Here is a 17,002-nt window from a genome sequence, read left to right on the forward strand (position 1 = left end):
CATTAAACGGCTGCATTTTCTAAACGGGCAAATCTGTGTATTTCCCTTCTCGCATAATAATACAGTCCAATGTCTATAATTAACTGCGTGATGGTAAGTGCGGCAGCTGTACCTATATAACTGTAGTGAGACGTTAAATAAAGGTTTAGGCCAATGTTACATAATGTAGCTACCAAAAAAACATTAAAGTAAAATCTGTCTCTGCCTATATTGAGCAAAATTTGCTTGCCAAACATGTTTTCGAGGAAAGAGCCGATAGGAATAAACAGCAATATCCTGAAAACAAGAATACTGTTATGCATTTTTTCTCCAAACAGTAGAATGATAATCTCTTCAGCAAATATAAAAACAGGTATCAGGAAAACTATAAAAAGGAACATTCCGTTTTTAACTATCCTGAGTACATCCCTGTAAGCGTTAACAGCATTTTTATGCATTTCTTTAGACATGTAAGGAAATAATGCAAGACTAAACGGCGTACATAAATTGCCAATTGCCCTGGCAAGTTTTTCTGCAATGTAGAAATATCCTACCGCACCATTTCCTGCCAAAAATCCAAGGAGCAAAACATTGGTATTGGTAAAAAGCGTAATCTTAAACTCTGATAAGAAAACATACTTACCCATCTTTATTTGTTCTTTGACCCTTTTAAAAGACTGTCTTTTTATAGGCACCTTAAAATAACGTCTCAAATAAAATAACGATATTAAACCTGCCACTATATACCCACAGGCAGTAAACAACGGGGCCAGCAAAATATCATCCTTAGTTTTCACAAAAACAAAAATGGCCGCTGTAAACACTATCTTGGAAAAGAAATTTATATAAGTTATATATTTCATTTTTTGGATGCCCTGAAAAAACCACGACGGAAAAATACTCAACCCCACTACATTGCCAAACGTCAGGATATAAATAAGCTTATTTTCTCTGAAGTAAGGAATAAAAAAAACGATGAGCAGCATTCCTATAAAACTGATTCCCAAAAGAAAGATCTTGGTCGAAAGCACGTCGTTAAAAATTTCATGCAGTTTTTCCTGATTGCCTGCGTTTGTGGCTATATCCTTGGTAGCCGACATATTAAAGCTATACTCTGTAAGCACCTGGAAATAATTGATGAATACAGCAGCAAAAAAAATCAGGCCAATACCATCTGCACCCAGCACCCTTGTAAGATAGGGATAGGTTATCAGCGGCAAAACAAGATTTAATCCCTGAAGGATCGATAATGAAAAAAAATTCTTCAAAACTACTTTCTTCTCGGGCGACCGTAAAAAAACTTTTATCTTTTCAATCATCACATAATTCCATTCAGGACTTATTATATAGCATTACTGCGCAGCAGCTGCAGTTTTTCTTTTCTCCACCTGTCTTTTGTAATACTTCCTGAACCTTACAATCATAACAAAGATCATAATAAACAGAAGCGGCAGAATATATTTCATTTTGCCTCCTACTATAGATTTTGCAGTGATGTTAAACATTGAACCTCCTTCTTTTACAATGCTTGTAAAATTTACAACATCTATCCTGTTTTGCCCCTGTTCTTTTAAAATTTTGTTTTTAAACTTAAGAATTTCATTAAGCTGGGTATTATCATTATAGTATAACGTGTTGGAATTTTTTTTGCTGCGCGAAAAATCATTCAATACAGCATCAATCTGCTTAAGGATGGTATCGTTAGCAGCAATTTTTAAATTAAGATTTTTAACATATTCCTCCTTCATCTTTAAGAAGTAAGGAGTCTTGTTAAAGTACTCAAGCAATGGTCCTACAATTTCTGATCTTTTTGTTTTTCCAACAGTAGTTATAGTAATCACATGATTTTTATAGTGTCTGCTCGTTGTAGGCGATTCCAGGATTTTTTTCATATCCCCGTTTTCAGAGATAAGCTTAAATAACTGAAACTTTCTGTCGTCTTCATCAACATCTTTATCCTCTATAAACTCATAGATTTCTACTACAGGTTCAATTTCGATCTTAGCGAAGTTTTCAGGATTTTTTAATCCCGATTCTTCAAGAAAAACTGTATCCTGTCGGCCAATTTTAGTAGATATATTAGCTACTTCTTCATACAGATAATCTACACTCCCAAAATTTGGAATAACAAATATTTTATTCTCATAAAGCTTCGAGGTCTGATCCTTATAAATACCTAATGCCACACCTGTAACCAAAAGAATTGTAACGATTACAATATTTCTCTTCATGAAAAGAATAGCGTCAAAAAAAGAATCACCAAACCTTGAAAAATAGTTCTTTAGCTTTTTAGATAATTGCCCTAAATCAAAATCCTGATTATCGGCACTTGTAGTGTTTGCCATAGTTTAGTATAAATTGAATATTTGTTCTAAAATTTTAATCGTAATTATATAAGTAGGTTTAACACCCGTTGCACCAAGACCGCCTGATGCCAGCGTGCTGCCCGTTTCCAACGGATTATCCGATGCATAATAGGCATATCTTACCTTAACTTCAGGATTGATGCTTTTCCTGATTTTTGATGCCGACTGTACTGCCTTTTGGTAATAGGCACCTTCCATCTCAAGGCCAATTACTCCCCAGGTAGATTCGTTAAAAAACCTCAGCAGATCCTTATTTTGTAGCGATGTTCCCAGTACAGTAACCATTGGTCCACTGTAAACAGGTATTCCCTGCCCGGCAAACATCTCAGGCGTAAGTTCATTTTTAAACGGATAATTATCACCGGTACCCTCATTTATATGAGCCGATGGTATCATGATGTCGCCTTTAGCACCCTCAAGAATACCCGCCTTACCCATTATGGAAACCGACTCTACATTAACCAATGTTCTCGTCTTGCCCTCTTTAAACGGCTTTAACAACTCATCGATGGTCTCATAAGCCTGTTCACCAAAAGCATAATCCATCACTATAATTACCGGATGCTCATCGCCCGGTTTAGCATCAGGAAATGCAGTTTTAGAAAAGTCTATTTTAGCCGTATCAAAAATCTGTACATCTATATTGGTGCCCGATGTGTCAGGCATTGCGATCATACCGTTTTTAAGTGCCGCTTCTTCAACTTTATCCCTAAGTGGCCCGTTATTGGTCTTGCTTAGGTCTTCGTATATAGAAAAATCGGTCTTATCCTTAAATTTAGCCTTTAGCACATAAGGTGCATAGACCGAATTCATTACACTATGCATATTAGCACTGATGATATGTATAGGACGCTCGAGCAAACCGTTTTGCTTGAGTACCATCTTTATATTATCGGCCCATATCTCTCCATGTATGTGGTGTCCCAGCCTTTCGCGCAATATCGGGCTAAAGGTTATGGTGCGTTTAGGCCCGCCAAGAGCTTCTTCAAGCGCCAGCTTGCCCAGCCAGTAGATTACATGCAAAAATCTGTCAGGCTGCGCGGCAGTGCCAAAGGCATCGTAAATATCGGTGATCTCGGCAAAGGTTCTGCCTAGTATACTCGATGTATGAGATATCGCCTGTTCCCTTTCTACAAGGTTCAGTTTTGCATTGGCTATTATCACCTGTTCCAGCTTAAGCCAGTCACGGGCCATCTCGCCATTATCGTCTATAATTACCCGGTCCTTTATCTTGTACGATTCAATATAGATAAATGTAAGGTGGGTAAGAATATCATAAATGTCAGACCTCCCGCGTGTAATCTCAACATTCATCTGCTCATCGTCTATACGGTAGCAGTTGCGTTTTCGTTTTGGCGGTACAATAGCCTTAAAATGCGATTTAGAGTACCCTTCATCTGATGTAAGGTTGATAAACCTGCATTCTTCAATTCCTACAGGAAGGCGTTCAATAACGTAGAGTAAACCATTAAGTTCTGCTTTTTCCCCGGCTATAGAACCGTATATTTCAGGGCGTAATGACAGCAATGCTTCGCGCAATGTATCACCCGATACTCCCATGGGCTTATAAAAGCCCCTGTTAAACAGGTGCCTCATGGTAATATACAACCTCTCTATAGCAGCAGAAGACTCCTGTGCCCTTGATCGCGATATGTTTTTAATGCCCTGCATAGTTTTTTGTACCTACGGCAAATGTAGGATTTATTTTTTAGTACACTATTCTATCTAATCGTATCCTGATACTGATGAAAATAAACCGTAATGGCTGCTTTTTATCAATTAAAAAAATCGGCAATTTTTCGGTCATTTGCCAGTCGCGGCAGCTTGTTCTGCCCTCCCAGCTTACCAATGGACTTCATATAGTCCTGGAAACCGTTTTTGGCCACCCTCGTAATAACTACAGTGCGCAGCACGCTGCCCACAATAAGATCATCATAATATACATTTTGCTTTCGCATGGCAGCATCTATTCTCAGGGCAAAAGCCTCCATTTCCTGTGGTTCATTCTCAAATTCAATCAGCCACTCGTGATACGGCAGGCCGCTTTCGGGATTGATCTCCGGGGCAACCGTAAATTCGTTAACACTAACATCCGTTCCTTCCATGGCTTCCCTAAGAGCACTCTCCACCTCTTTACCTATCACGTGTTCCCCAAATGCAGATATGTAATGTTTTATCCTTCCGGTAACGATAACCCTGTAAGGGCTTAACGATGTAAACGCTATGGTATCACCAATGTTATAAGCCCATAGCCCGGCATTGGTAGAAATGATCAGCACATAATTTATGTTCAGCTCTACTTCGCCTATGGTATAACGGTGCGGGTTTTCTGTAAAGAATTCGTCTGCTTTAATAAATTCATAGAAGATACCTGAATTGAGCAGCAACAGCATACCTTTTTCGGTTTGGGAATCCTGGTAGGCAAAAAATCCTTCCGAAGCCGGAAACAGTTCGATACTGTCTACCTTTCGCCCTATAAGGTTCTCAAATTTGGCTCTGTAGGGTTCATAATTCACACCTCCATATATAAAGAGGTTAAAGTTTTTAAATATATCGCCAACCTTCTTTCCTTCTTTTTGCTGCAGTTTCTCAAAATACATCTGTACCCACGACGGTATGCCTGATATTACAGCCATATCCTCATTATAGGTTTCACCAACAATAGCGTCCACCTTGGTTTCCCAGTCGTCAATGGTATTGGTTTCCCAGCTGGGCATACGGTTCTTTTGCAGATAGGCCGGAACAAAATGGGCAACTATGCCGCTCAGGCGGCCAAATTTTATACCGTACTTTTCGTCAAGCTCAGGGCTTCCCTGAAGAAATATCATTTTACCGTCAACAAAAGCTGCCTTACCGGTTTCGTGGATATAAGCCAGTATGGCATTTCGCGCTGCCTGAATATGGAACGGCATCGATTCCTTTGTTAGCGGTATATACTTGGCTCCTGATGTGGTGCCTGATGTCTTCGCAAAATACAATGGCTTGCCCGGCCATAAAATGTTTTCTTCGCCATGCACAACTCTGTCCACATAGCTTTTTAGGCCTTCATAATCCCTTACAGGTACGTTTGCAATAAAATCTGCATGTGAATTTATTTGTCCAAAATTATGGTCATTGCCAAACTGCGTTTCTTTGGCTGCTGCCAAAAGCGATGCAAATACTTTTTGCTGTGCCTCCACAGGATTGTTGATCCACTTTTGATTGCTGTTATGGATTATACCGGCGAATATTTTTGCTGCGAATGATTTAATTGACATGCCTTACGATTTTGTTGTGCTGAACCGACTGTTCAATTCCCTGTCAGTAACTATCGTCATGTAGCGAACCCATATAATTATTAAAACTAGCGAACCAAAATTGCGAATATAATCGCCTTCGGGAAAAAAATATCCTGTAAGCGATACCGCAATCAGGATCAAAGAAGTCTTAATTCGTACCAATGCAGAGAATTTTTGGGCAAAATCCCAACGCTCCTGAGACTTTAAAGATGCTGCCGTGCGGTAGCCTATCCATGCATTCAGTTTTTTAGGCGGATAAAAATACATAATGACGGAAACTATAAAGAAAATAATCCCGCAAAGAAATGCGACTGGAAATATTTGAGAAAGGAATTCTTTCATATATCTAAATTTATTCGGTAAACCTTTTTTTCAATTCTCTTTCCGTCGTTATGAACATATAGCATACTCCTACAATCGTAATAATGAGCGATCCTATAAGGCGGGCCACTACAGCCTCTGGAAAAAGAAATCCTGTAAACGAAATTACGATCATAAACACCGATGCCTTAAACATCTGTAGGGTCGAATAGCGCTGTGCAAACTCCCATCGGTCCTGCGATTTCATCGAAGCTACGGTTCGGTATCCATAAAGCCAGTTTATTTTCTTTGGCGGAAAAATGTACATTATTGCAGCGCCTGCCAAAAAGCAAATGCCGCATAGTAAAGAAATCTGAAATACGTTAGCTATAAAATTATCCATTATTCAAAATCTATAAATTGGGTTGGGTTAATTGGGTATCCGTCTTTCCAAAGCTCAAAGTGCAGGTGCACACCTGTAGACTGCGTGCCTGTAGATCCTGCCATCGCAACGACCTCACCAGACTTAACAATATCTCCCTGGTCTTTGGTCAGTGATGCTGCATGCTTATAAACAGAGATGATTCCGTCATTATGGCGAATGATCACCACATTACCATTAGTTGGTGTCCAGTCGGCGAGTATAACGGTTCCGGCTGCAACAGCTTTAATAGGCGTGTCTTTGGCCACCGCAATATCTACTGCAAAATGTTTGTCTTTAGAACTATAGGGGTCAGTAATATGTCCTTTAACAGGAGGGAAAAGCACCAGGCTTACCTTTGGTTTTGCCTGTTCAAAGAGGTTGTACTTATCTTCGAGGGCAACCTCATCACGCAATTTTTTTTCGGCAGCCGATGGCCCCGGATCTACATTGCTAAGGTCTTTTTGCTCTGCCGGCTGTATTGAGTCGCGGCTTAGCTTAGTATGCTCAAGATCTCCGGTAAGCACTTTTTTTATCGAAGCCAGATAAAAGGCATTCTCATTCATCACTTTCTGCAGGGAATCGCTCTTTATGGCATTTGCAGTAGCTTCGCGCTTTAGTTTTGTAGAGGCATAACCCGGAATATACTCCCTTAACGGGGTAAAGGCAATGATATAGGTAGTAAGTGCGATCATAACAATACTGATAGTTGTTATGGCCACAAAAACATTCATGAGGTTTAGCTTAAAAGAAAATAATTCCTCAAAAGTATCTTCATTCAGTATCACCAGGCGGTTCTTGTTGAACAGCTTTTTTTTGATTATCTGCCTTTTAAGCCTCTTTGCGTTCATGGTACGTCTTTAATTGACAAATATACTAATACTGCCCTACTTTTATTATTCTATCTCGGTAAACATTATGGTATCAAAACGGCTGATTGTCGATTTATTTTATTTAACGCAAACCATTTCCAAATATTTACCGTAAATACTTGTTGTAAATCAATTTATAGTTAACTTTGTCGAAATTTAATTACGTGTTGTCATGGGAAAATTAGGAACTTTTGAAATAATTTTGATCATTGCTGTTGTTCTGCTTCTTTTTGGAGGTAAAAAAATTCCGGAATTGATGAAAGGGCTTGGCTCAGGTATCAAGGAATTCAAAAACGCTGCTAAAGATGGTGAAGACCACCAGACTTCTGCGCCAAAAAAACCAGCTTCGCAAGACGAAAACAAACTATAATTATTATAGATCGTATATAAAAACCCCGATAAGTATCTTATCGGGGTTTTGTTTTATATAGTATTCATTATGACAATGTTATGCTTCGCTTACGCCAATAGCATTCATCTCATTAGGAATGTTATGTATGTAGTTTGTGTCTTTGCTGAATGCAAGGATAGGGAAAAACACATACGGCAGGAAAAGGCATCCAATGGTAAAGCCTTCACTTTTTCCAAAGCTTTTCACAAAAAGGTTCAGCGCCCATATACCCCATATAATACCCAGTCCCGGTATAATCATCAGCAGTAGCCAGTACCATGGTTTCCTGATGATCTCAAGCAATACCAGTGTGCTGTAAATAGGGATCAATACTGCCCACCCCGGTTTGCCTGCTTTCTCAAACAGTTTCCAGTAGCTTACAAGTACAATAATACTTACAATAAGGATAGGCACCATTAACAGGCCCAGCATCTCAAAAATTCCAAATTTTCCCATTTTAATATTTTTTGTTGTTTGGTTAAGCTGCTAAGATATTTATTTTTTATTACAATGTATAATCTTACATGTTTTTATACTATTAAATATCAACTCCTTACTTACAACACCATCGTCAATGCAATCCTTTTCCTTGCTTCATCTACCTCTGTAACTTTTACGGTTACGTGCTGATGCAGTTTTACCACCTCGTTTACATCGCTCACAAAACCTTCCTTAAGCTGCGAGATATGCACCAGTCCGCTTTCTTTAACGCCTACATCTACAAAACAGCCAAAGTTGGTAATATTATTCACAATGCCCGGCAATATCATGCCTGTGCGCAGATCGGTTATACTTCTGATGTTCGGGTCGAACTCAAATACCTTCGCGGCTTTACGCGGATCAAGACCCGGTTTTTCGAGTTCTTTCAGGATATCCTGAAGCGTAAGCTTCCCAATCTCTGGGGTAACATAAGTATCAATGTTTATCTTTTTAATAGCCTCTTTGTTAGAAACCATGTCGGCAGTCTTCAGCTTCATATCCTTTGCCATTTTCTCGACGATAGCATAAGCCTCAGGGTGTACAGCAGAATTATCCAGCGGATTCTTTGCATTTGGAATCCTTACGAATGCCGCCGCCTGCTGATAAGCCTTCTCCCCCAGCCTTGGTACTTTCTTCAGCTGCTTACGGTCTTCAAACGGACCGTTTTCGCTACGGTAGGCCACAATGTTCTCTGCCAGCTTCTCGCCAATGCCCGAAACATAGCCCAGAAGCGATTTACTAGCCGTGTTGATGTTTACCCCTACCGAGTTCACGCAGCGCATTACCACGGTGTCCAGTTCGTCTTTAAGGGCGCTTTGGTCAACATCGTGCTGATATTGCCCTACGCCTATGGCCTTAGGTTCGATCTTAACCAATTCGGCTAACGGGTCACTCAGCCTGCGGCCGATAGATACAGCTCCCCTAACCGTTACATCATAGCTTGGGAATTCATCCCTTGCGATCTTGGATGCCGAATATACCGATGCACCCGCCTCGCTTACCACAAATACCTGTAGTGGCTTATCGAACGCAATTTTTTTAATGAAATGTTCCGTTTCACGTGATGCGGTACCGTTACCTATCGAGATAGCATCTATCTTATAGGCATTGACCATCGAACGTACCTTCTTCATGGCGATAGCCGATTCGTTTTGCGGTGCGTGCGGGAAAATCGTTTCGTTGTACAGCAGGTCGCCTTTTTCGTCAAGGCATACTATTTTACAACCGCTTCTAAAACCAGGGTCAATAGCCAGGATGCGCTTCTCTCCTAATGGCGGCGCTAACAGCAGCTGCCCTAGGTTCCCGGCGAATACCTGAATCGCTGTAGCATCTGCTTTGGCTTTAGCTTCCTGTAATACCTCATTGCTGATTGCCGGAGCCAACAGGCGCTTATAACTGTCCTGTATGGCCAGTTGTAGTTGGCCCGCGGTTTCGCGGTTATTTTTTATAACCGACTGCTCCATTAAATCAAGGGCTTCGTCGTTCTCTATCTCTACTTTAAATTTTATGAAACCTTCATTCTCGGCACGCAGCATGGCAAGAAGTCGGTGTGATGGTGCCTTGGTCAGGTTTTCGGACCAGTCGAAATACTGTTCGAATTTCTTCGCCTTTTCGTCTTCCTTGCCCGCTTTGGTGATCTTGGTTGTTATAGCCGCTTTGCGGCCGAAAATTCGGCGGAGCGATTTACGGATGTATACATTCTCGTTGATCCACTCGGCAATGATATCACGTGCGCCCTGAAGCGCGTCGTCTTCATTGGCTACCTTATCATTCAGGTATTTTGAAGCGATAAAGTCGATATCGTCTGCATTTTGCGACATGATAATCTTGGCCAATGGCTCGAGTCCGTTTTCACGGGCAACGTCGGCACGGGTTTTCTTTTTCTTTTTGTAAGGCAGGTATAGGTCTTCCAGTTCGGTAAGGTCAAAACTGCCGTTTATCTTAGCCGATAGTTCGCCCGTAAGGGCGTTTTGTTCGGTGATGCTTTTTAGGATGGCTTCCTTACGCTTTACAATAGCCGTAAAGTTCTGGCTCAGCTTCGCGATCTGCTCGATTACCACCTCATCAAGATTGCCGGTAGCATCTTTACGGTAGCGGGAGATAAACGGAATGGTACAGTCTTCGTCTAAAAGTTTCAGCGTGGCTTCAATGCCTTTTTTTGGGGCAGTTACCTGTCCGGCAATGTATTCTAGGTTTGTCATTTGGAATTGTAATAGGGATACAAATATGAAGAAATATTTTTTGAGGTTTGCCTCCCGCAGAAAAATTTGTCAACGTATTTTTTGTAGGTTTAGCTTAAATTTAATTTTCGAATGAAAGCCCTTAAAATAAAAATTACAAAATTTATAGATGCCCACCAACCAGGTTTTGTAGAATGTACTTTTATTGATGCCTGGAATAAAAAGCATATCATTCATGAAAAAGTGCCTGTTGTTACAACCGAGAATTTGGATACGAATAGTATTTATCCCGTAGAAGGAATCGTTAACTGTGAAATTATAAAGGAATATACAGATAGTAACAACAGAATAATTGTTACTATCTCAACCGAAAAACCATGGGATATCAGCACGATTGAAGATATGAATGTGTTCGATATTCTTGAAAATCAATTAACTGAATCATACTAATATAATGAACTTTAAGGAACTACAGCCTCATGATGACATCGCCCTCTTTGTAAGGAGTGTAATGGTTTTTGAAGGAACAGCAAATCAAAAGACGGTGCTGCCCTTTTTTGCCGATGGCTATCCCGGGCTGATCTACTTTGAGTCGGAAAACGGATTAAAAGTTATCCCTCAAAATAAGGATATGCCTTTCTTCTTTATCTACGGACAGACACTGGAGCCTGTCGAGCTGTTGTTTGATGCACCTTACCGTATGATCGTATTTCAGTTCTATCCTTTTATACTTCGTCGCCTTTTTAATATCGACCCTAAAAGCATTAACGATAATTGTTACAATCTCCTAGAACTGAATGATGTTGCCGTTACCAATGCTGTTGTGCAGCTGGAAACCACTGGTGATATCAACAAACAGATTGATACTATCACCCATTACCTCATTTCGGTTTTTGTACAAAAGCAGGAGTCATTGGATGCCAGGATTAAAGAAGCTCTGTTAATCATTATTGAGAATCGCGGACAGGTTTCCATGACCGAAGTATGTGATAGTATTGGAGTTAATAAACGCACCTTTGAGCGTCGTTTTGCCGCTGAAACCGGGCTGCTTCCCAAGCAGTTTGCTAAAATAATACAGTTCCAGTCTTCGTTGGAGCAGTTGACTGAAAATGATTATGATAAGCTAACCGATATCGTATATGAAAATGGTTTTTCAGACCAGTCGCATTTCATAAAAGTATTCAAAGCTTTTACCGGAAAAACACCCAAGGCTTTTGCTAAATAGCGACTGTCGTTTTTTTTCTATTTCCTGAAGCATACCCACAGTAGTTTTACCAAAAAAAATCAATCATCATGAAACTAATCATTTTTGGTGCTACAGGGAGTGTAGGAACTCCATTAGTGCAACAGGCTCTAAAACAGGGTTATACTGTAACCGCTTTTACGCGTAACCCACAAAAACTTTCAGCGATCAGCCATGAGAAATTATCCATTATCCAGGGCGATATCCTTAACCCTAAAGATGTCAATAATGCTATTTCCGGACAGGATGCTGTGCTGTGTGTTATCGGCGACGGAAACAAAGGAACCGTGCGTTCTGAAGGAACGAAGAATATCATCTCCGCCATGAAGAACAATGGTGTAAAACGCCTGATTTGCGAAACGACATTGGGATTGGGTGACAGTCGTGGCAATCTCAACCTGGTGTGGAAAATCATTTTTGGTGTATTTCTGAGGAAAGCTTTTAAAGACCACGAAATGCAGGAACGCCATGTTTTTGGCAGCAGGCTGGATTATACCATAGTTCGCCCCAGTGCCTTTACCGATGGCGAGAAAACAGAAGCCTATAAAGTAGGTTTTGATAGCAAGGTCAAAGGATTGTCACTTAAAATTGCCCGCAACGATGTGGCTCATTTTATGCTGAAACAGGTAGAAACTAACAGCTATATGAAACGCGCGGTGAGTATTTCTAACTAGATATCCGGCTTAGGCCGGATTTTTTTTATTTTTCTGATATGAGATTTCTCGACGTCATTCGAAATAACAAATAGATTGCCACACTCCGCTGCGCTACGTTCGCAATGACAGGGTGGCACTGCAAACTGCTACTGAATACTGACTACTGCTCTTATCTTAGTCCTGTACAATAAAATCCTTCGGATCTTCTTTTTTGAATTCCGGTTGGATGTTTACGTGGTTGATGCCAAATTTATGGAACAGCACATCCTCTATTTTGTGCAGCAGTATGTTGAATTGCGATAGCGTAATATCTTCGCTGCAGTCCAAGTGAGCTTCGAGGTGGAGTTCTTCCTCGTTCAGGTGCCAGACGTGGATATGGTGCAAATGGGCGCAGCCCGAAATTTTGTGGACCTCATCAATGATTTCTTCAATATCTATTTCTTCGGGTGTGAAAAGCATCAGCATATAGGTGGCTTTCTTCAAAAGATCGAAACCTACAATAATAAGATATACTGCAATGGCCAGCGTCATCACGTTATCTACCCAATAGATGTGGAAATACTTCATCAGTATCCCTCCTATCAATACGGCTATGGAAGCCAGCATATCGGTAAGCAGGTGCAGGTATGCCGATTTCATATTCAGGTTATGGTCGGCGTCTTTTTTAAGTAAGGCAACACTAAGTCCGTTGGCAACTATACCCAATGCAGACATCCATATTACCAGCGAGGGTGCAATGGTTACAGGATTGAAGAATCGCAATGCGGCTTCATATATCAATATGATAGCGACCACGATAAGCGTAAGCGCATTGACAAAAGCTGCAATGAGTTCTGCTCTTTTGAGTCCGAAAGTTTGTTTGAGTGTGGCCTGCCTGTGCGAAAGTTTGTGTGCAACATAGCTGATGACCAAAGAAATTACATCGCTGAAGTTATGCAATGCGTCAGACAAAAGCGCGAGGCTGCCGGAAATAATCCCGCCGACAACCTGTGCTGATGTTATGATAATGTTAAGAAATATAGAGAAGAGCAGGTTCTTCCCCTCTACAACGTGTTTATGTGAATGGGAATGGCCGCTCATATTTCTTAGGTGATACTATTTACAAGCTATTTTATCAACTCTGTTCTGGTGGCGCCCTCCTTCGAAAGAAGTGTTAAGGAAAGCATCAACCATTTCTATACACTGCTGTATTGATGTGTAACGCGCAGGCAGGCTTATGATGTTAGCATCGTTGTGCTGGCGTGCCAATACTGCGATCTCTTTGATCCAGCAAAGCGCTCCTCTTACCTTTTGGTGTTTGTTAACCGACATGGCTACACCGTTTCCGCTTCCGCAGATGATTATTCCAAAATCTACCACACCGTTCTCAACGTCATTGGCTACCGGGTGAACAAAGTCAGGGTAGTCAACACTGTCAAAAGTGTCTGTACCGTGGTTTATCACTTCTATACCTTTACTTTCAAGGTGTTTTACAATAGCTAGTTTATAATCAGGCCCTGCATGGTCGTTGCCGATAGATATTTTCATGTACATAATAGTTTAGACTGCAAAATTATAAATAATTGCGGTCTGCAATGCAGATTTGCTGAAAATAACATTTATATAAGATTGAAGCGGTAATTTTGCCCGGCGTGGGTGAATAAAATTCGTGCGTAAGCACCGCGGAAAAAAAATTGAGCCCTAAATAATTCTATCCCTTAAAAATCAATTATTTAGGTAAAATCGGCACAGATAATATATAACTAAATATGTTAAAATACAAGAATGTTGATAATATTTGTAAAGTGCTGTGTTTAAAGGGTGTTGAATTTTAACAGTTTCTGTTGATAACTATAAATCAAAAAAGACAAAATTTTTTAGAAGGGTAGCGAAATTTTACTAATGCAAAACCCAAACATTAAAACCAAATTTATTTTTTACTTTTTTACCGAATGTTATCAAAACATTAACACGGGTTATTAACAGATATTAACAATGAAACTTATTAAAAAATTCAGGGTAAAAAAGCTAATCAACGATTGTTAATAACCTGTACAGAAATTTTGTATCTATACTGATTTTTAAAAATTTACATTTACTTAACACTGTTGATAGCTTTGTATAAAATTGTATAAGTCGAAAAGTTCACCGTCAGGAAAAAAGTTATTGCACATATCAACACGCAATCATAACCATCAAAAATTTAAATTTTTAAAATCTTCTTTTTTTGTTTTATTTAATAAGTGTTGAAAACCTTTTTCAACTTCAGACGATTTTTAAATTATTTCCTGTGTCAAGTCTTGTTATTATTTCTTTTACGGTATCGAGATCGTCAGGATGTACCTTGAGTTTAATGCCACCGTTGGCGTAAGAGTACATTGGCATGAGGTCGGCAATGGTTTCGTTTTCGAAGTAGTATTGGATGTCCTCATCCTGGAGCAGGTGCTTTAAGATGGTTATTTCGTGAGGGTAGTTGAATACTGCAGCAGTTATAAAGTCTTTCATATAAGATAGTTTCGGTCGTATATGTCTATAAATTTAAAGTTTTAAAAGTTATTATTTCATTAAAACGCTGATATATCTATAAGTAATTTGTAATTTTCAGCATTATTTTAAGATATATGAACAAGAAGAACGGACGCCCGTCACCTAAAAAAGAGAAAGATTTTTCGAGTAAAATCTACAAGATTCTCGCCAAAGACCCTAATAAATCATTCAACTATAAACAGATATCGGCAATACTGGAATTAAATGATACCAAAAGCCGTAATGAGATAATCAAGGAACTTAAGATCCTTGCTTCCCAGGAAAAGATCGAAGAGACTGAAAGAGGCAAGTACACGGTAATTGCCAAAGCAGATTATATAGAAGGAACCATTGATATGACCAGCAGGAAAACAGCTTATTTTGTTTCGCCTGAATTGGAAGAAGATGTTTTTATTCCTACCAATAATCTTAATAAAGCCCTTGATAAAGACAAGGTTAAAGTATATATATACAACCGAAGAAGAGGAAGAAAACCTGAAGGTGAAGTAGTTGAAATACTTGAAAGAGCTAAAACAGAATTTGTAGGTGTTATTGATATCCAGAAGAATTTCTCTTTTGTATCTACTGCCAACCCTAAGATGTATACCGATATCTTTATCCCTAAAGGTAAAGAAGGTAATGCCCAGAATGGCGATGTTGTACTTGTAAAACTGGATGACTGGCCGGCTAAAGCAGATAGTCCTTTTGGAGAAGTAACACGTGTATTAGGAAGACCCGGAGAACATAATACCGAGATTCATGCCATACTTGCAGAATATGGATTACCTTATGATTTCCCAGTTGATGTAGAGGTATTTGCACAAAAAATTGATACAGCGATTCATCCTGAGGAAATTGCAAAACGAAGGGATATGCGTGATGTACTTACATTTACCATTGACCCCCGTGATGCAAAAGATTTTGATGATGCCTTGTCATTCCAAAAACTGGATAATGGTAATTATGAGATAGGGGTTCACATTGCTGACGTTTCCTATTACCTTGAACCGGGTACCATACTCGATGAAGAAGCATATAACCGTGCAACATCAGTATACCTGGTAGACAGGGTAGTACCTATGCTTCCTGAAGTATTATCAAACTTTGCGTGTTCTTTACGCCCTCATGAAGAGAAATATACATTCTCTGCCATATTTGAACTGAACAATAAAGCAGAAGTTGTTAACCAATGGTTTGGACGTACTGTTATTTATTCCGATCAGCGTTTTGCTTATGAGGAAGCGCAGCATATCATTGAAACTAAAGGAAATACTATTCCTGCTGAAATATCACTGACAGGGGAGGAGTATACTGTTAGTTCACCTATTCAGGAGGCAACCCTGAAAATGGATGAACTTGCTAAAATACTGAGAAGAAAAAGAATGTCTAATGGTGCTATTTCTTTTGATAAGGTTGAAGTAAAATTCCATCTTAATGAAGCAGCAGAGCCTACAGGCGTATACTTTAAAGAAGCAAAAGATTCTAATCATCTTATTGAAGAATTCATGTTGTTAGCCAACAGGAAAGTAGCTGAGTTTATTGGTAAACAGGAGAAAACATTTGTATATCGTATTCATGATGAACCGGATGAAGACAAGCTTATCAATCTGCAGACTGTTATTTCTAAATTTGGTTATAACATTAATTTCAGGGACAAGTCTACAGTATCTAAATCACTGAATAATTTATTGAGCGATGTACAGGGTAAAAAAGAACAAAACCTTGTTGATACGCTGGCAATAAGGACTATGAGTAAGGCGAAATATTCTACGCATAACATAGGCCATTATGGACTTGCATTTGATTATTACTCGCATTTTACATCGCCTATCCGACGATATCCCGATGTAATGGCACACCGTTTGCTTCAGTATTACCTGGATGGAGGCAAGTCTGCCGATGAAGAAGTACTGGAAGAACAATGTGTACATTCATCAAGTATGGAGAACCTTGCGGCAAATGCAGAGCGTGACAGCATTAAATACATGCAGGTTAAGTATATGCTCGACCATAAGGATGAAGAGTTCTTAGGCGTGATCTCTGGCGTTACTGAGTGGGGTATCTATGTAGAGATCGTATCTAACAAATGCGAAGGCATGTGCCGTATCCGTGAGATCAAAGATGATTACTATACTTTCGACGAAAAGCAATATGCACTTGTAGGTGAGGTTACCCACAACATACTGCAACTGGGCGACGAAGTATATGTAAAAGTAAAAAATGCCGATCTTGTTAAGAAACAGCTTGACTTCCAGCTTCTGGGAAAAAAGGCATAAAGTGTAATAAACGGACTGTTTATGCAGTCTTTAAAAGATAAATTAAAATTGACCA

Annotated in this window: 17 protein-coding genes; 5 read left to right on the forward strand and 12 right to left on the reverse strand. The window is 39.6% G+C overall.

The features are described from left to right. Positions 1–2: 2 nt before the first annotated feature. The 7 genes from ACX0HA_RS09795 to ACX0HA_RS09825 all read right to left on the reverse strand — a co-directional run bounded on the left by ACX0HA_RS09795 (position 3) and on the right by ACX0HA_RS09825 (position 7,195). Complete coding sequence (locus ACX0HA_RS09795) at positions 3–1,247, reverse strand: flippase (RefSeq protein ID WP_458845096.1); 1,245 nt, start codon at positions 1,245–1,247, stop codon at positions 3–5. An 84-nt stretch (positions 1,248–1,331) separates the two neighbouring features. Continuing rightward, a complete protein-coding gene (locus ACX0HA_RS09800) occupies positions 1,332–2,324 on the reverse strand; it encodes a hypothetical protein (protein ID WP_458845097.1) in 993 nt (330 codons plus the stop codon). 3 nt (positions 2,325–2,327) lie between these two features. After that, entirely contained in the window at positions 2,328–4,016 is a 1,689-nt protein-coding gene (locus ACX0HA_RS09805; RefSeq protein ID WP_458845098.1) for a DUF6909 family protein, read from the reverse strand. 104 nt (positions 4,017–4,120) lie between these two features. Next, a complete protein-coding gene (locus tag ACX0HA_RS09810; protein ID WP_458845099.1) occupies positions 4,121–5,602 on the reverse strand; it encodes a GH3 family domain-containing protein in 1,482 nt (493 codons plus the stop codon). A gap of 3 nt (positions 5,603–5,605) precedes the next feature. Beyond that, positions 5,606–5,965 carry an SdpI family protein gene (locus ACX0HA_RS09815; RefSeq protein ID WP_458845100.1) on the reverse strand — a complete coding sequence of 120 codons (360 nt, stop codon included), beginning with the start codon at positions 5,963–5,965 and terminating at the stop codon, positions 5,606–5,608. Between the two features lie 10 nt (positions 5,966–5,975). Beyond that, positions 5,976–6,326 carry an SdpI family protein gene (locus ACX0HA_RS09820; protein WP_458845101.1) on the reverse strand — a complete coding sequence of 117 codons (351 nt, stop codon included), beginning with the start codon at positions 6,324–6,326 and terminating at the stop codon, positions 5,976–5,978. Then, complete coding sequence (locus ACX0HA_RS09825; RefSeq protein WP_458845102.1) at positions 6,326–7,195, reverse strand: M23 family metallopeptidase; 870 nt, start codon at positions 7,193–7,195, stop codon at positions 6,326–6,328. The genes ACX0HA_RS09820 and ACX0HA_RS09825 overlap by 1 nt, the downstream gene beginning before the upstream one ends. A gap of 193 nt (positions 7,196–7,388) precedes the next feature. Between ACX0HA_RS09825 and ACX0HA_RS09830 the strand changes: the two genes are divergently transcribed. Continuing rightward, complete coding sequence (locus tag ACX0HA_RS09830) at positions 7,389–7,586, forward strand: Sec-independent protein translocase subunit TatA/TatB (RefSeq protein ID WP_458845103.1); 198 nt, start codon at positions 7,389–7,391, stop codon at positions 7,584–7,586. Between the two features lie 78 nt (positions 7,587–7,664). Here ACX0HA_RS09830 and ACX0HA_RS09835 read toward each other — a convergent pair whose 3' ends face one another. Together ACX0HA_RS09835 and ACX0HA_RS09840 are read right to left on the reverse strand one after the other, a co-directional pair. Then, a complete protein-coding gene (locus ACX0HA_RS09835; RefSeq protein WP_458845104.1) occupies positions 7,665–8,063 on the reverse strand; it encodes a DUF5684 domain-containing protein in 399 nt (132 codons plus the stop codon). A 101-nt stretch (positions 8,064–8,164) separates the two neighbouring features. Continuing rightward, positions 8,165–10,288, reverse strand: coding sequence for a Tex family protein (locus ACX0HA_RS09840; protein WP_458845105.1), 2,124 nt, complete (start codon positions 10,286–10,288; stop codon positions 8,165–8,167). Positions 10,289–10,399: 111 nt separating this feature from the next. Here ACX0HA_RS09840 and ACX0HA_RS09845 point away from each other — a divergent pair, with 111 nt between their 5' ends. The 3 genes from ACX0HA_RS09845 to ACX0HA_RS09855 all read left to right on the forward strand — a co-directional run bounded on the left by ACX0HA_RS09845 (position 10,400) and on the right by ACX0HA_RS09855 (position 12,184). Next, positions 10,400–10,717, forward strand: a complete 318-nt coding sequence (locus ACX0HA_RS09845; protein ID WP_458845106.1) for a hypothetical protein — start codon at positions 10,400–10,402, stop codon at positions 10,715–10,717. A gap of 4 nt (positions 10,718–10,721) precedes the next feature. Further along, on the forward strand, positions 10,722–11,492 hold the full coding sequence (locus ACX0HA_RS09850; protein ID WP_458845107.1) for a helix-turn-helix domain-containing protein: 771 nt from the start codon (positions 10,722–10,724) through the stop codon (positions 11,490–11,492). Positions 11,493–11,560: 68 nt separating this feature from the next. Then, on the forward strand, positions 11,561–12,184 hold the full coding sequence (locus ACX0HA_RS09855; RefSeq protein ID WP_458845108.1) for an NAD(P)-dependent oxidoreductase: 624 nt from the start codon (positions 11,561–11,563) through the stop codon (positions 12,182–12,184). 156 nt (positions 12,185–12,340) lie between these two features. On the opposite strand, the gene ACX0HA_RS09860 is transcribed toward ACX0HA_RS09855, so the two are convergent. The 3 genes from ACX0HA_RS09860 to ACX0HA_RS09870 form a co-directional block, all read right to left on the reverse strand. Beyond that, entirely contained in the window at positions 12,341–13,246 is a 906-nt protein-coding gene (locus ACX0HA_RS09860; RefSeq protein ID WP_458845109.1) for a cation diffusion facilitator family transporter, read from the reverse strand. Between the two features lie 15 nt (positions 13,247–13,261). Next, on the reverse strand, positions 13,262–13,693 hold the full coding sequence (locus ACX0HA_RS09865) for an RpiB/LacA/LacB family sugar-phosphate isomerase (RefSeq protein WP_458845110.1): 432 nt from the start codon (positions 13,691–13,693) through the stop codon (positions 13,262–13,264). A gap of 717 nt (positions 13,694–14,410) precedes the next feature. Beyond that, positions 14,411–14,650: a putative signal transducing protein gene (locus tag ACX0HA_RS09870; protein WP_458845111.1), complete on the reverse strand. Its 240-nt coding sequence runs from the start codon at positions 14,648–14,650 to the stop codon at positions 14,411–14,413. A gap of 116 nt (positions 14,651–14,766) precedes the next feature. On the opposite strand from ACX0HA_RS09870, the gene rnr reads away from it, so the two are divergent. Next, positions 14,767–16,947: a ribonuclease R gene (gene rnr, locus ACX0HA_RS09875; RefSeq protein WP_458845112.1), complete on the forward strand. Its 2,181-nt coding sequence runs from the start codon at positions 14,767–14,769 to the stop codon at positions 16,945–16,947. Positions 16,948–17,002 lie beyond the last annotated feature (55 nt).

It is taken from the genome of Flavobacterium hauense (genome assembly GCF_054457175.1).

Bases quoted from the DNA above. Each gene is read 5' to 3' on its own strand.
- ACX0HA_RS09800 (WP_458845097.1), bottom strand. From the start codon at position 2,324: ATGGCAAACACTACAAGTGCCGATAATCAGGATTTTGATTTAGGGCAA.
- ACX0HA_RS09805 (WP_458845098.1), bottom strand. From the start codon at position 4,016: ATGCAGGGCATTAAAAACATATCGCGATCAAGGGCACAGGAGTCTTCT.
- ACX0HA_RS09810 (WP_458845099.1), bottom strand. From the start codon at position 5,602: ATGTCAATTAAATCATTCGCAGCAAAAATATTCGCCGGTATAATCCAT.
- ACX0HA_RS09815 (WP_458845100.1), bottom strand. From the start codon at position 5,965: ATGAAAGAATTCCTTTCTCAAATATTTCCAGTCGCATTTCTTTGCGGG.
- ACX0HA_RS09820 (WP_458845101.1), bottom strand. From the start codon at position 6,326: ATGGATAATTTTATAGCTAACGTATTTCAGATTTCTTTACTATGCGGC.
- ACX0HA_RS09825 (WP_458845102.1), bottom strand. From the start codon at position 7,195: ATGAACGCAAAGAGGCTTAAAAGGCAGATAATCAAAAAAAAGCTGTTC.
- ACX0HA_RS09830 (WP_458845103.1), top strand. From the start codon at position 7,389: ATGGGAAAATTAGGAACTTTTGAAATAATTTTGATCATTGCTGTTGTT.
- ACX0HA_RS09835 (WP_458845104.1), bottom strand. From the start codon at position 8,063: ATGGGAAAATTTGGAATTTTTGAGATGCTGGGCCTGTTAATGGTGCCT.
- ACX0HA_RS09840 (WP_458845105.1), bottom strand. From the start codon at position 10,288: ATGACAAACCTAGAATACATTGCCGGACAGGTAACTGCCCCAAAAAAA.
- ACX0HA_RS09845 (WP_458845106.1), top strand. From the start codon at position 10,400: ATGAAAGCCCTTAAAATAAAAATTACAAAATTTATAGATGCCCACCAA.
- ACX0HA_RS09850 (WP_458845107.1), top strand. From the start codon at position 10,722: ATGAACTTTAAGGAACTACAGCCTCATGATGACATCGCCCTCTTTGTA.
- ACX0HA_RS09855 (WP_458845108.1), top strand. From the start codon at position 11,561: ATGAAACTAATCATTTTTGGTGCTACAGGGAGTGTAGGAACTCCATTA.
- ACX0HA_RS09860 (WP_458845109.1), bottom strand. From the start codon at position 13,246: ATGAGCGGCCATTCCCATTCACATAAACACGTTGTAGAGGGGAAGAAC.
- ACX0HA_RS09865 (WP_458845110.1), bottom strand. From the start codon at position 13,693: ATGAAAATATCTATCGGCAACGACCATGCAGGGCCTGATTATAAACTA.
- ACX0HA_RS09870 (WP_458845111.1), bottom strand. From the start codon at position 14,650: ATGAAAGACTTTATAACTGCTGCAGTATTCAACTACCCTCACGAAATA.
- rnr (WP_458845112.1), top strand. From the start codon at position 14,767: ATGAACAAGAAGAACGGACGCCCGTCACCTAAAAAAGAGAAAGATTTT.